This is a genomic window from Brevibacterium sp. SMBL_HHYL_HB1, assembly GCF_018208375.1.
Classification (GTDB): Bacteria; Actinomycetota; Actinomycetes; order Actinomycetales; family Brevibacteriaceae; genus Brevibacterium; species Brevibacterium intestinavium.
In genome coordinates this window covers 23386-37372 of record NZ_CP062936.1, presented here as the reverse complement: position 1 = coordinate 37372, position 13987 = coordinate 23386, and the positions used below count along the sequence as shown (strand labels likewise).

General features: G+C 68.3%; 11 protein-coding genes. 5 read left to right on the top strand and 6 right to left on the bottom strand.

Annotation, left to right across the window (positions count from 1 at the left end; translation table 11 throughout):
- Positions 1-90: 90 nt before the first annotated feature.
- The 5 genes from IG171_RS00185 to IG171_RS00165 form a co-directional block, all read right to left on the bottom strand.
- Positions 91-1833 (bottom strand): helix-turn-helix domain-containing protein, encoded by a 1743-nt coding sequence (locus tag IG171_RS00185; RefSeq protein WP_212128949.1) that lies wholly within the window; start codon positions 1831-1833, stop codon positions 91-93.
- A gap of 201 nt (positions 1834-2034) precedes the next feature.
- On the bottom strand, positions 2035-3399 hold the full coding sequence (gene gabT / locus IG171_RS00180) for a 4-aminobutyrate--2-oxoglutarate transaminase (protein WP_212128948.1): 1365 nt from the start codon (positions 3397-3399) through the stop codon (positions 2035-2037).
- A gap of 128 nt (positions 3400-3527) precedes the next feature.
- Entirely contained in the window at positions 3528-4742 is a 1215-nt protein-coding gene (locus IG171_RS00175; RefSeq protein ID WP_212128946.1) for a folate-binding protein YgfZ, read from the bottom strand.
- A 1-nt stretch (position 4743) separates the two neighbouring features.
- Positions 4744-5343 carry an FABP family protein gene (locus IG171_RS00170; RefSeq protein WP_212128944.1) on the bottom strand — a complete coding sequence of 200 codons (600 nt, stop codon included), beginning with the start codon at positions 5341-5343 and terminating at the stop codon, positions 4744-4746.
- A 142-nt stretch (positions 5344-5485) separates the two neighbouring features.
- A complete protein-coding gene (locus IG171_RS00165; protein ID WP_249203877.1) occupies positions 5486-6289 on the bottom strand; it encodes an ammonia permease in 804 nt (267 codons plus the stop codon).
- Positions 6290-6415: 126 nt separating this feature from the next.
- Between IG171_RS00165 and IG171_RS00160 the strand changes: the two genes are divergently transcribed.
- Genes IG171_RS00160 through IG171_RS00145 form a run of 4 tightly spaced genes read left to right on the top strand, consistent with a single transcriptional unit; the run spans position 6416 to position 11417 of the window.
- On the top strand, positions 6416-7315 hold the full coding sequence (locus IG171_RS00160) for a winged-helix domain-containing protein (RefSeq protein ID WP_212128942.1): 900 nt from the start codon (positions 6416-6418) through the stop codon (positions 7313-7315).
- A gap of 4 nt (positions 7316-7319) precedes the next feature.
- On the top strand, positions 7320-8297 hold the full coding sequence (gene mshD, locus IG171_RS00155; protein WP_212128940.1) for a mycothiol synthase: 978 nt from the start codon (positions 7320-7322) through the stop codon (positions 8295-8297).
- Positions 8298-8301: 4 nt separating this feature from the next.
- Complete coding sequence (locus IG171_RS00150; protein WP_212128938.1) at positions 8302-10446, top strand: RNA degradosome polyphosphate kinase; 2145 nt, start codon at positions 8302-8304, stop codon at positions 10444-10446.
- On the top strand, positions 10443-11417 hold the full coding sequence (locus IG171_RS00145) for an NUDIX hydrolase (protein ID WP_212128937.1): 975 nt from the start codon (positions 10443-10445) through the stop codon (positions 11415-11417). Before IG171_RS00150 ends, IG171_RS00145 begins: the two co-directional genes overlap by 4 nt.
- Here the strand turns inward: IG171_RS00145 and IG171_RS00140 are convergent.
- Complete coding sequence (locus IG171_RS00140; protein ID WP_212128936.1) at positions 11321-12241, bottom strand: methyltransferase domain-containing protein; 921 nt, start codon at positions 12239-12241, stop codon at positions 11321-11323. The two genes, IG171_RS00145 and IG171_RS00140, sit on opposite strands and share 97 nt — an antisense overlap.
- A gap of 467 nt (positions 12242-12708) precedes the next feature.
- On the opposite strand from IG171_RS00140, the gene pstS reads away from it, so the two are divergent.
- Entirely contained in the window at positions 12709-13803 is a 1095-nt protein-coding gene (pstS, locus tag IG171_RS00135; protein WP_249204368.1) for a phosphate ABC transporter substrate-binding protein PstS, read from the top strand.
- The last annotated feature ends 184 nt before the right edge of the window (positions 13804-13987 follow it).

Genomic DNA, 13987 nt, shown 5'->3' with positions numbered 1-13987 from the left:
AGCCGAACAGACAATAACCTGCCAATCTTTGCCGCACCCGATTGTAGGTTTCACACCATAATGGGCTGCCGGCGCCCCGGGCCGCCGGGCTCAGCTCCTCGCGCGGTCGTGGGTGAGCACCGAGAGTTCGAGCCACAGCCTGTCGGCGGGCTCGGCCGTCGACAGACCGGTGATCTCCTCGATCCGTCCCAGCCGATGCCGCAGGGAGTTCGTGTGCACGTGCAGCCTGCGGGAGGCCTCGGCGGAGTTGCCGACCGTGGCGAAGTACACGCGCAGCGTCTCGAGCAGGCTGCCGTTGTGGTTGGCGTCGTGCCGGGCCAGCGCGCGGGCCGGCCAGACCACGCGTTCGCCTCCGTCGCCGGCGTCCGCGGCTCGCAGAGCGTCGGCCACGCGCAGCCCGACGACCTCCGCGGCGACATCGGCGGCCGTCGCTCCGGTGACCGCCTCGGGCACCTCTGCGGACGCCGAGGCGAGACCCGCCTCGGCGTCCGCTCGGGCCGCACCGGCGGAGTTCAGCCGGGTTTGGACGGCGTCGACGACGTAGACGGCCTCGGTCCAGGAGCGGTGCACCTCGTCGAGGCGGTCGACCGGGGTGCCGACGCCGAAGGCCAGCCGGTCGCCTCCGGGCAGCGAACGCCGCAGCGTTGTCAGCACATGGTCCCGAATGCCTTCGGCGTCCATCGGCTCGCTCATCTGCACCAGCACCGCCAGATGGGCCCCACCGCCGGCGGTCGGACCGGTGCCGAGCCCGGGCTCCACATGCGCGAGCACGGCATCGGCGAAGGCCGCCCGCAGATGGAATCGCAGCACGGGCTCGCGCTCGGGCGCCACCTCGGCGAAGGCGAGGGCACAGTAGTGGCCGGCAAACGGCAGCGCCAGCAGGGTCGCCGAGGGGCCGAGGTCGGCGGGGCCGGCGAGGATCCCGCCGAGGGCCTCCCGGCGGATGCGCTTCTCGAACGGTGAGCGCCGCAGCGTGCGCAGCATCACGGGCAGGGCGGCGCGGGCGGCATCGCGGAGCACCTCCCGCAGCGGCTCGGGATCGACCGAGGACGGGTAGGCCGCCCAGATCGTGCCGATCAGCTCGCCCTCGCTGCGCAGGGCGATGACGGAACGGGCCGGCGAGGAGCCGGCGGCGCGGCGTTCGACGACGTCGGTGGAGTGTCGGACCGTGTCGAGGAATCCGGATTCCTCGAGTTCGGCGATCCGCCAGGCCGGAATCGCCCCGGTGAGGATCGTCTCCCGCCGGATCTCATCGAGCTCATCGCCGAGGTTGGCGTGGGCGAGGACTCGCGAAGCGGGGTCCTCGATCGTGATCGATGCGCCGGTCAAGTCCGCGATGACCGCCGCTAAGGCGCTGAGATCGTCGACATCGGGCCAGGCCAGGGTGCTCGTCGCCCCCTCCTTGAGCTGCCGCAGGTGGACGAGCGCCTCCGACCAGGTCACATGCGGTGAGCGTTCGAGGAGGACGGGCCCCTGCTGCCCACCCGGGGCTTCGGAATCGCCGAGGTGGGCGTGCGCTCCCGGCGGGAGCACGAGCGCCGCGGCCCCGGCGTGTTCGTCGAGGATCGCCTCGAGTCCCGTTCGACTGTGCACCGCGTCGGTGATGAGGACGACGGCCCCGGCCCGGGCTCGGCGGGCAGGGTCAGCCGAGGCAGCGGCGGCGTGATCGGAGTTCTCGGCGGCCCCGCCGTCGAGCGCGTCTTCCTGCGGCAGGTCGAATCCGAAGTCGATCCGCGTGATCTCGACATCATGGGCGACCTCGGTGAGCGGAAGCAGGAAGCTCTCCGTGTCCCGGAGCATCCGGGACAGGCGAAGGCCAGCGGTGTCGGTCATATTCTCACTGTAACCAATGGCGCCCGCTCCTCCCTTGGAAGCGCCGGCCCCTTCACCTGGAAGCGCCGACTCCTCCCCTGCGAAGTGCCGGCCCCTTTCCCTGCGAACGGCTGACGGCGGCTGTCCCTGCGAACGGCTGACGGCGGCGCGGATGCCTCGCGTGGCATCCGCGCCGCCGTCAGGCAGCTCTCGGGCGGGTGGTCAGCCGAGGAGTTCGGCCAGGCCCGCCTCGATGACGTCGAAGGCGTCATGCAGGAGTTCGTCGGAGATCGTCAGCGGCGGCAGGAAGCGCAGAATGTTGCCGTAGGTGCCCGTGGTGAGCACGACGACGCCGTTCTTCGCACAGTAGTCGGCGATCTTCTTGACCAGATCCGGGTTCGGCTCGATCGAGTCGTGCTCGACGAACTCGGCGGCGATCATCGCACCGCGGCCGCGGACGTCACCGATCTCCGGGTACTTCGACTGCAGCTTCGTCAGCCGGTCGACGAGGATCTCACCGATGTGCTCGGCATTGGCGGCCAGGCCGTCCTCTTCGTAGGCGGCGATTGCGCCGAGGGCCGCGGCACAGGCGACGGGGTTGCCGCCGTAGGTTCCGCCGAGGCGGCCGGGTCCGACCGAGTCCATGATGTCCGCGCGCCCGGTCACGGCCGACAGCGGCAGACCACCGGCGATGCCCTTGGCCGTGGAGACGAGATCCGGGACGATGCCCTCCCATTCGGAGGCGAACATCTTCCCGGTGCGGGCGAAGCCGGCCTGGACCTCGTCGGCGACGAAGACGATGCCCTTCTCGCGGGCGTAGTCGACCAGCGTCGGCAGGAAGCCCTCGGCCGGAACGATGAAGCCGCCCTCGCCCTGGATGGGTTCGATGACGATCGCGGCGACGTATTCGGAGCCGAGCTGCTTCTCGATCATATTGATCACGCGCTTGGCCGCGTCCTCACCGCTGACCTTCGTGCCCGCGGCCTCATTGTCACGGAACGGGTAGGACATCGGGGCCCGGTAGACCTCACCGGCGAAGGGTCCGAAGCCGGCCTTGTAGGGCGCGGCCTTCGAGGTCATCGCCATGGTCAGGTTGGTGCGACCGTGGTAGGCGTGGTCGAAGACGACGACGGCATCGCGGCCGGTGTGGGCGCGAGCGATCTTCACGGCGTTCTCGACCGCCTCGGCGCCGGAGTTGAGCAGCACGGTGCGCTTCTCGTGGTCGCCCGGGGTCAGACGGTTGAGGGCTTCGGCGACCTCGACGTAGCCCTCGTAGGGGCTGACCATGAAGCAGGTGTGGGTGAACGACTCGAGCTGGGCCTTCGCGTTCTCGACCACGCGCGGGTTCGAGTTCCCGGCCGTGGTCACGGCGATGCCGGCGCCGAGGTCGATGAGCTGGTTGCCGTCGGCGTCCTTGAGGATGCCGCCGCCGCCCGCGACCACATAGGCGGGCAGGGCCGAACCGACACCGGTGGCCACGGCGGACTGGCGACGTGCCTCGAGTTCACGGGACTTCGGTCCCGGGATCTCGGTGACGATCTTACGTTCCTGCGGCAGCGCTTCGCCGCCCATCTCCAAAGCTGTCATAAGGGGAACAATAGGGGTTCATGACGCGTTTTGTCACTTGTCGTCCGCAGGCTGGGCAGATGGCCGGAATCCGCGGCCGCGAAGGTGCGGATTCCGTCGTCCTCGGGCGCCGATGACGCAGCTTGGGATCAGCGGTTCTGGTTCCGCATGTCGACGTCCTTGTTCCGTGCCGGCAGAACCCGTTCGTGTTCGCGCACGGGGGCGACGATGGTCTCCTGCGCGCCGACGACGCGGTCCCCGTCACTCATTTCGAAGCTCAGCTCCGCCTCGGGCGAGAGGTTGCGCTTGACCACGGCCAGACCGATCGGTCCGAGCTGCCAGTGCACGGTCACCGAGCTCAGAGTGCCCACCGACCGCTGCGAGCCGCGGACTTCGGCGAGCACATCGGAACCGGGGTCCGGGGCGATGTGCCCGGATCCGTCGAGGTGGACGAAGGTCAGACGCCTGGGCGGCTGGCCGAGGTTGTGCACCCGCGCCACGGCCTCCTGGCCCCGGTAGCACCCCTTGGCCAGGTGCACGGCCGTGCGCAGCAGGTCGAGTTCGCCGACGAGCGCCTTGTGGTCGATCTCGCTGCGGCCCGGGCGCCAGGCCGCGATCCGCAGCGCCTCCCAGGCGTCGAAGCCGGCCATGGAGAAGTCCTTGGCCGACAGCCCCTGCAGGTCGGTGCGCTTGACGATGCCGATGACGAACGGGGTCTCGAGCCCGGGATGGTCCGTGCCCGCGACCTCGAGGCCGAGGTCGATCTGGGCGTAGGAGGCCGAACCGACGCCGATGTGCGGCCACGGGTCGGCCCACAGCTGGGTCACCGGCAGCTTCTCGGGCAGGGCGGTCACGGCGCCGAAGCACTGGAAGTCGTCGCTGAGGTCGTCGATCTCGACCCGCATCATGAACACCATCTTGCGCAGGAAGTCCAGCGTCTGATCGGTGTTGAGCTCACTGATCGCCCACAGGGCCTCACCATCATCGACGATCTTGAGCCAGCCCTCGATCCGGCCGTTCGGGTCGAGGACGAGGGTCTCCGTGGACACGCCTGGGGCGAGCGTGTCGATCTTCTGCGTGGTGATCGAATTGAGCCAGGTCAGACGGTCCGGGCCGCTCAGGCGCAGCACCCGCAGGTGCGGGAGGTCGACGAGGCCGTCCTGCTCTTCGAGCACGCGCTGCTCGCGCAGGGAGGCACCGTAGTGCAACGGGGTCTCCGACAGCACTCCGGCCCCCATGACCGCCGTCGAGCTCAGCGGTCGGGCCAGCGAGGACCGGCGCACGGTCGCCTCGGCCGAGGGATTCTCTTCGCCCGGCGACGGCGAATCAGAGGGAACGGGGTTCGGCGACACGGGATCAGACATCTCAGGACAGCTTCTTCAATCTGGCAGAGGAGTGCGAGGCGAGTTCGTGGCCCATGGCTGCCATGTCCCAGGCCCACATGAGTTCGCCGCCGACGAGGCCGTACATCCGCGTCGAGGCGGTGTACTCCTTCGCGGTCTTCGTTCGGGCCACGACGTCCGTGGCCAGGTCGATGCGCGGGCCTCTGACGGTTCCCGCGTAGAGTTCCATGACGCCGTGCGGATGGGCGATCTCGACTTCGATCTCGAAGGCGTCGTCGTTCGTGCGCAGGGTCTCGACCGCGGCGGCGGAGGTGAAGCTCTGCTCCGCGGTGGGCACCATCATGCCCGGACCCACGTCGCCCTCGTCGTGCTCGCGCACGAGCTGCCAGATTCCGGTCTCCAGCGTCAGGGTCGATTCGAGCTCCCCGGCCTCGTCGAGCAGCCACGCATGCGCAGTGTACTGGAGGAACGGGGTGCCCTCGTGGGCGGCGAAGTCGATGCGCTGACCGAACTGCTTCTCAGGTGTGTCCGCATAGCCGACGACACCGACGCCTTCCCAGGACCCGATGAGCCAGGACAGGGGGACGAGCTCCGGATGGAGCGAGGCATCAAGTTCGATCATCGTCGATCAGCGATTGTCCTTGAACAGCGCGGTCACGACCTTGACCCCCACGCCCAGGGCGCCGAGGGCGGCGAGGCCGACGAGGCTGGAGAAGACGATTTCGAGTGCGACAAGATTTTCCATGCCTCCAGTCTACAGTTCCTCAGAGCGCGACGCGCTCCAGGGCGTAGACGACGACACCGCCGAGGGCGATCGGGGCCGCTCCGAGGGCCAGCTGCACGGCGAAGCTGCGGGCCTTCTCCACGTTCTTCTTCAGTTCGATGTTCTGCGCGGCCTCGAGGTTGGCCGCCTGGAACTTCGCATAGGCGATGAGGCCGAGCATCCGGTCGACGGCGGCCACGAGCAGACCCATGATGACGCCGAGGACGAGCGCGGCCGGCCAGGAGATCGAATCGTCGAAGACGAGCACCGAGAGGATCCCGGCGACCGCGGTGGACATGGCCAGGGCCAGCGGCGAGGTGTAGATCGCCGGCCACGGCAGGGCGGTCATGCACTGGGCGACGATGAGGGCGGCGAGGCCGATGACGATGGCCTCCTTGTCCCCGGGGATCGTGATCGCCGCGACCCAGGTGCTGGCGGACAGAACGATGACGAGGCCGGAGACCTGGGCGGAGACGTTGGCCACCGCATAGGAGGCGCCGATGCCGCGGGTGAGGTTCTGGACGAAGGTCCACAGCAGCCCGAGACCGGCCAGAACGGGCAGCCAGTCGAGATAGGGAGCCGCCGAGTCCCGCCATGCGGCCACGAGTCCGGCCACCCCGAAGAGTGCGAGCATGATCGACGTCGCCCGCGGCTGCGGGGAGTCCGTCAGGCGCGGCCACCCGTAGGCGACGCCGAGGACGATGAGTCCGGTCGCCAGCAGGAACAGCGTATAGCCCCAGTACACGGAAGCGCTGAGGGCCAGCACCAGCACGAGGGCGACGGCTACTCGAATCCATCTGATCACAGGACTATCGTGCCTCATCTGATCGCGCATTCGCGATTTCGACCCCGCCGCGCTCAGCGCGCGCACGACCCGGACCTCGCTATACTCTGACTCAGACGTCGGGCGCCGGGGAGGTGGATGCAGCACATGCGGATTCTGCACATCTGCCCCACGGCCCGCCTCGATCATCCCCTCGCCCCCGAATCGCTGCAGTACCTGGGACATCGGATCGACCGATGCGGTGCCGAGCAGCTGTCAGCGCTCGACCGCGAATCCCTCACACCCGATGTCGTCATCGTCGACGCCTGCCTCGATCTCTCCCTGGCCCCGCGCATCGCCGAGGCGCTCAGTGCCGCAGGCATCACCGCCGCCATCGTCGTCGTGCTCGGCGAGGGTGGGCTGGCGACCGCCTCGGCGAAGTGGGGCGTCGCCGATTTCCTCCTCACCACCGCCGGCCCCGCCGAGGTGGAGGCCAGGCTGCGCGTGGCCCGTGACCGCCATCTCTCCGCCCAGTCGGGCGGCACCGGCACGGGCGGTCGCCTCGGCGCGGGCTTCAGCACCCAGCCGTGGGGTGTCCCGGGCACGGCACGCGGCCTGTCGGGTTCCGGTGCGGCCGGTGCCCGCGGCGGCGACGGCGGGCCGTGGAATGCCGAGGGTGAGCCGATGATCGTCGTCACCGGCACCCTGCGCATCGACGAGACCGCGTTCACCGCCGACCTCGGCGGGCGCAGCCTCGATCTGACCTATCGCGAGTTCGCGCTGCTGAAGTTCTTCGCCATGCACCCCGAACGGGTCTTCACCCGCGATGAGATCCTGCTGGCCGTATGGGGAGACGACTACTTCGGCGGCACCCGCACCGTTGACGTGCATGTTCGTCGCCTGCGTGCGAAACTCGGCAAAGACCTCGAGAACGCCATCCACACCGTGCGCAACGTCGGCTACCGGTTCAGCGCCGACAGCGTCACCGGCACCGAGGACGGCGATTCCGAGCCCCCGCAGGCGGAGACGCAGACGGGCGCGAGAACGCAACGAGCACAGAGGACGTGAAGGCATGAGAATCCAGGCCAGTGGAGCGATCACCGGAACCGCCATCGACACCCTCACCGAGGCGGAGGTCGCCTTCCTCGACAGCGTGGCCGCCGCCGACGGCGCGGCCGAGATCTCCGGCGGACTGATGGCCATCGCCACCGGGGAGGACACCGCCGATCAGGCCCAGACCGCCTCGAGCGTGTGGCGTGTCTATGCGGGAGGATCCGACGGCGCGGGAGGCGCGGGCGGAGCCGATGACGCGGGCGAGCTCATCGGCTACGGCATCCGCGCGAAGCAGGGGGAGCGGCACGCCGCCGAATTCCTCATCGACCCCGACCACCGCGGACAGGGTCTGGGCGAACAGCTGCTCACGACCATCCTGGCCGAGCAGCCCGCGGCCTGGTGCTGGTCCCACGGCGACCACCCGGCCGCGGCCCGCCTGGCGGACAAGCACGGACTCAGCCGCGACCGCGTGCTCTATCAGATGCGCACCGATGCGGACCTCGGCCCCGACGACCTGCCGGCGACTCGAACGCCCGAGGGCGTGGAGATCCGCTCCTTCGCCCCCGGCGACGAGGACGGCTGGCTGTCGGTCAACAACGCCGCCTTCGACTGGCATCCGGAGCAGGGCTCGCAGACCCGATCCGACATCGACGCGATCGTCACCGCAGACGACTTCGACCCCGAGTCGGTCGTCATCGCCGAACGCGACGGCGAGATCATCGGCTTCCACCAGATCAAGCTCACGGACACGCAGACCGAGGGCCGCCTCGGCGAGGTCTATGTCGTCGGCGTCGATCCGCACGTCCACGCCAAGGGCGTGGGCAGGGCGCTGACGGTCGAGGGCATGCGGAGGATGCTCGCAGCCGGAGCCCGGGTCGTCGAACTCTACGTCGAGTCGGACAACGCCCCGGCGCTAAACTTGTACGAGCGGCTGGGATTCCATGTCGCGGTCGCGCACGTGTCCTACGCGCCGGTGACGACGAGCGGGAAGGAGTAGGCCTTTGTACGACATCGCAGCAGCCGGCGAAGAGCTGGGTCTGCCGGAACCGGCCGACCGCTTCCTCGACCGGGAGCTCAGTTGGCTGGCATTCAACGAACGCGTCCTCGACCTCGCCTCGGACCCGCAGATCCCGCTGCTCGAGCGGGTGCGGTTCCTGTCGATCTTCGCGACCAACCTCGACGAGTTCTTCATGGTCCGCGTCGCCGGGCTCAAGCGCCGCATCAACACCGGCCTGGCCGTGCCCAGCGTGACCGGCCGGATGCCCGCGCAGGTCATGCATGCCATCGGCGTCCGCGCCCACGAGCTGATGAGCCGGCACGCGGCTCTGCTCAAGGACGACATCGGCCCGCGCCTCGATGCGGAGTCGATCTCGAAGGTCGCCGTCGATGAGCTCAGCGCGGACGAACGGGCACGGGTCGACGAATTCTTCTTCGGCCACGTCTTCCCCGTCCTCACCCCGCTGGCCGTCGACCCGGCCCACCCGTTCCCCTACATCTCGGGCCTCTCGCTCAACCTCGGCGTGCTCCTGCGCTATCCGGGCTCCGGCAAGGAGCTCTTCGCCCGAGTCAAGGTGCCCCCGCGCCTGCCGCGGTTCTTCAACGTCGCCGAGGCGACCGGCCGGCCCGCCGGACGCGATGTGCCCGCCCGCTTCGTCGCGCTCGAGGACATCATCGCCGAACACCTCGACACTCTGTTCGAGGGCATGGAGGTCATCCACCACTCGACCTTCCGCGTCACCCGCAACGAGGACCTCGAGGTCGAGGAGGACGATGCGGAGAACTTGCTCAAGGCCTTGGAGAAGGAGCTTCTGCGCCGGCGCTTCGGACCCGCCGTGCGGATGGAGATCACGGAGAACATCCACCCCCGGGTGCTCGAGATGCTCAAGGACGAACTGGGCATCGACGATTCCGAGATCTACCACCTGCCGACACCGCTCGACCTGTCGGGCATGTCCGATATCGCCGATGTCGCCCGCGACGATCTGCACTTCCCGAAGATGGTCCCGCAGATGAACAAGGACCTCTCGCTGCGCGAATCCAGCGACCAGGTCGACGTGTTCGACGCGGTGTCCAGCCGAGACATCCTGCTGCACCATCCCTACGACTCGTTCTCCACCAGCGTCCAGGCTTTCCTCGAACAGGCCGCCGCGGACAAGAACGTGCTCGCGATCAAGCAGACGCTCTACCGCACCTCCGGCGACTCCCCGATCATCGACGCCCTCGTCGATGCTGCGCAGGCCGGCATCCAGGTGCTCGCCGTCGTCGAGATCAAGGCCCGCTTCGACGAGGAGGCCAACATCACCTGGGCGCGCAAGCTCGAGCGCGCCGGCGTCCACGTCGTCTACGGCATCGTCGGGCTCAAGACCCATGCGAAGCTGTCCCTGGTCGTGCGCCAGGAGGCCGAGGGCCTGGCTCGCTACTGCCACGTCGGCACCGGCAACTACCACCCGAAGACCGCCCGCGGCTATGAGGACTTCGGACTGCTGACGAAGGACACGGCCGTGGCCGATGATCTGACGAAACTGTTCAATCAGCTCTCCGGCTACGCCCCGCGGTCCGAGTACTCGCGCTTCCTCGTCGCTCCCATCTCGGTGCGCACGGGACTCATCGACCTCATCGACTCCGAGATCGCCATCGCCGAGGCCGGCGGTGACGGTGAGGTCCGGATCAAGGTCAACTCCATCGTCGACGAGGCCATCATCGATGCGCTCTACCGGGCCTCACGGGCCGGGGTCAAGGTCGAGGTGTTCGTCCGCGGGATCTGCGCCCTGCGGCCGGGCATCGAGGGGCTGAGTGAGAACATCACCGTCCGTTCGGTGCTCGGTCGGTTCCTCGAGCACTCGCGGGCCTTCGTCTTCGGCAACAACGGCGACAGGTTGGTCTACATCGGTTCGGCGGACATGATGCACCGCAACCTCGACCGGCGGGTCGAGACGCTCGTCGAGATCGTCGACGACCGTCACCGGGCCGAGATCATCGACCTCTTCGACCTCGCCTTCGCCGAGTCCACCTCGGCGTTCGAACTCGCCGGTGACGGGAAGTGGACGCGTCGGACCCACGACGAGGACGGAACGGCCCTCATCGACTACCAGACCGAGCTCATCCGCCGCCATCGCCAGCGCCGACGGATCGGGGATGAGGCGTGAGCCCGTCCTCGGTCGCCTCGGCGCAGAAGTCCTCCCGGGTGACCGCCGATGTGCTCGCCGCGGGAGCCGTGTGCTGGAGGCACGGGTCCAAGGGCCTCGAAGTGGTCCTCATCCACCGTCCGAAGTACAACGACTGGTCCTGGCCGAAGGGCAAGGTCGATCCCGGGGAGACCCTGCCCGAGACCGCGGTGCGCGAGGTCAAGGAGGAGACGGGCCTCGACATCCGGCTCGGCATTCCGCTGCCCACGGCCGAGTACAAGGTCGGTGGGAAGAACACGAAGAAGGTCTTCTACTGGTCGGCCGAGGTCAGAGGCGATGCCGCCTTCGCCCCGATGAATGAGCGGGAGGTCGACCGGGCGAAGTGGTTCCCGGTCGAGAAGGCCAGGACGAAGCTGACGTCCTATTCGGATCGGGAGCAGCTCGACGCCCTGATCAAGTACGATTCGACCGATGCGCTGCGGGCCTGGCCGCTCATCCTCGTCCGTCACGGCAAGGCCTTTCCCCGGTCGAAGTGGCATGAGACCGAGCACGTGCGGCCGCTGCTCAAACTCGGCACCCGGCAGGCGATGGCCCTGACCGGTCTGCTCAGCGCCTGGGAGACGAAGAAGCTGATCTCGAGCCCGTGGAAGCGGTGCATGGCGACCCTGGCCCCGCTGTCGGCGGCGACCGGCCGCTCGATCAAGAAGGTGCCCACGCTGAGTGAGAAGGCCACCTCGGCGAATCCGGCGAAGACCGCGCGCTTCATTGAGAAGCTGCTGACCAGGGGGCGGCCCGTCATCTACTGCACGCATCGACCGGTGCTGCCGACGATCTTCTCCATCTACGCCGCCCATGCTCCGAAGCGGGTAGTGGCGAAGCTGCCGAAGGACGATCCCTACCTCAAGCCCGGTGAGGTGCTCATCGCGTATGTCCGGCCCGGACCGATCCCGCGCATCGTCGAGATCGAACGCGTCCGCCCCATCGACTCCTGAGGCCGGCCTGGGACTCGGGGGACTGTGCAGTGGGCTCCGAAGAGGAGGGGGCCGAGCAGAGTCGCGTTCGCGGCATCGATCTCGTCATCGAGTCGCTGTGTGAGCGAATCGGCGGTGAACTCCCCGTCCGAGACCATCCCCTGCTGTTCGAGGTACGGCAGCAGTGCCGTCAGGGAGTTCGCCCACCCGAAGCTCGGAGCCTGATCGCCGCCTCCCGCGGGGGCGCCCATGGTCAGGTGCGGGTCGGGCAGACCGGCGGAGCGGAACGCGGCGAAGAGCTCCGAGCCCATTCGGATGTGGACGCCGGCGGCGTCCAATCCGGTCAGAACGAGCGATCTCACCCGCTCCCACAGCGGTGTGTTCACGCTCGCCCACTCGTGGACGAGGTCGAATTCGTGCATCACCAGCAGACCGTTCGGGCGCAGATGCTGCGCGAGGGTGACCAGAGTCTCGACGGGTTCGGACAGGTGCATGAGAACGGCTCTGCCGATGATCGCGTCGAATTCCCCGTCCAGGTCGAGTCCGGCGAGGTCCGCCTCGGCGACTTCGACCTGCGGGTGCCGGGCCAGCACGGCTCGTGCCCCGTCGAGGGCGGTGGGGTCGCGATCGATGGCCAGCACGTGCCCGTGACTGCCGACGAGGTCCGCGGCGAGCGCGGCCACGGCTCCGGAGCCGGTGCCGATGTCGAGCACCCTCATCCCCTCGGTGATTCCGGCATCGATCAGCAGACTCCGGGTCAGCGGATCGAGCACGACCGATTGGTCACGCAGCCGTGAGTGTTCGTTCTCGGACTCGCCGAGAACATAGCGATGGTCATTGCGCATGGGGCCCTCCTGCCTCGATTCGCGCGCCGAGTCGCTGAGCCGCCCGGTGGCGGGGCCGCGTTGCCCCGGGGCTGCGGGGCCGCGGGGTCGCGTGGCTGCGGGGTCGGCGGACAGATCATGGATGAACCGTAGGCACGGCACCGGGCGCAGACAAGGGATCGACGATCCTCAGCCCGCGTGCCCGCGAGCCGACCGCTGTGACAGCGGCGCGGACAGGGTGGGCTGTCTCGGCGACGCGGACAGGGTGGGCTGCCTCGGCGGGTGGAACGGGCCGGGCTGGCAACGATCCTTTCACGAATCCGTCCGGACTGTGACCCAGCGCTCAGGACTGTCCCGATCCTTCAATCCTCATTCATCTGACATTCACGTTCCCACTCCCTGCATTTCACACCTGCTCCTTAGCGTGGACCACGAACGATCGAGATCTCTCGAGCCGTGTCCACTACATGAAAGGCATCTTCGTGAAGATGAAGCATCTCACCCCTGCCGCAGCGATCCTCGCGGTCGGCGCCCTCACTCTCTCGGCCTGCGGCGGAGCCTCGGCCACAGGCGAGGAGGCCAGCGGCGGCGACAGCGATCTGCAGGGCACCCTGACCGGCATCGGCGCTTCCTCCCAGAAGGCCGCCATGGACGCCTGGACGGCCGACTTCACCTCGCAGAACTCCGGTGTGACCGTCAACTACTCCCCCGACGGCTCGGGTGCCGGCCGTGAGCAGTTCCTCGCCGGCAATGCTCAGTTCGCCGGCTCCGACGCCCACCTCGACGACGACGAGGTCACGGCCGGACAGGAGACCTGCGGAGCCGACGGAGCCTTCGAATTCCCCGTCTACATCTCCCCGATCGCCGTGACCTTCAACATCGAGGGAGTCGACGAGCTCAACCTCTCCCCCGACACGATCGCGAAGATCTTCAAGGGCGAGATCACGAACTGGAACGACGAGGCGATCAAGGCCGACAATCCGGATGCCGATCTGCCCGATCTCAAGATCACCGCCGTCCACCGCGCCGATGATTCGGGCACCACCGAGAACTTCGCCGAGTACCTCAAGGCCACGGCAGAGAAGTCCTGGGACGCCGAGGTCGACGGCAACTTCCCGTCCGACTACGGCGGTGAAGCCGCCCAGGGCACCGACGGCGTGATCCAGACCGTCTCGGACACCGACGGGGCCATCGGCTATGCGGACGCTTCGGCCGTCGGCGAGCTCTCGACCGCCAAGGTCAAGGTCGGCGACGAGTTCGTCGAGCTCTCCCCCGAGGCGGCGTCCAAGGTCGTCGACGCCTCGGAGAAGGTCGAAGGGCGCGGCGAAGGAGATCTGGCCTTCGACCTGGCCCGCGACACCTCCGAGTCCGGGGCCTACCCGATCGTCCTCGTCTCCTACCACCTCGTCTGCTCCTCCTACCAGGATCAGGAGACCGTGGACATGGTCAAGGCCTGGGAGAAGTTCGTCGTCTCCGAAGAGGGACAGCAGTCGGCCGCGGAATCGGCTGGCTCCGCCCCGCTGTCGGACGAACTGCGGTCGCAGATCGAAGAGGTCATCGACTCGATCGAGGTCGCCGAGTGAGTGCGATCGCCAACTCCATTGAATTCAGCCTCTGACCTCGAAGAATAACCACCCGGGAGCGGCGCAGAGTCCCTGCGCCGCTCTTCGGTGCCTGTGGGCCCCCCGGGTTCCACCACAAGTCACGTGAGGAGCACTTGTGCCGCCCAGCACACAGATCACCGAGTCGGACTCCACCGGGCCCGAC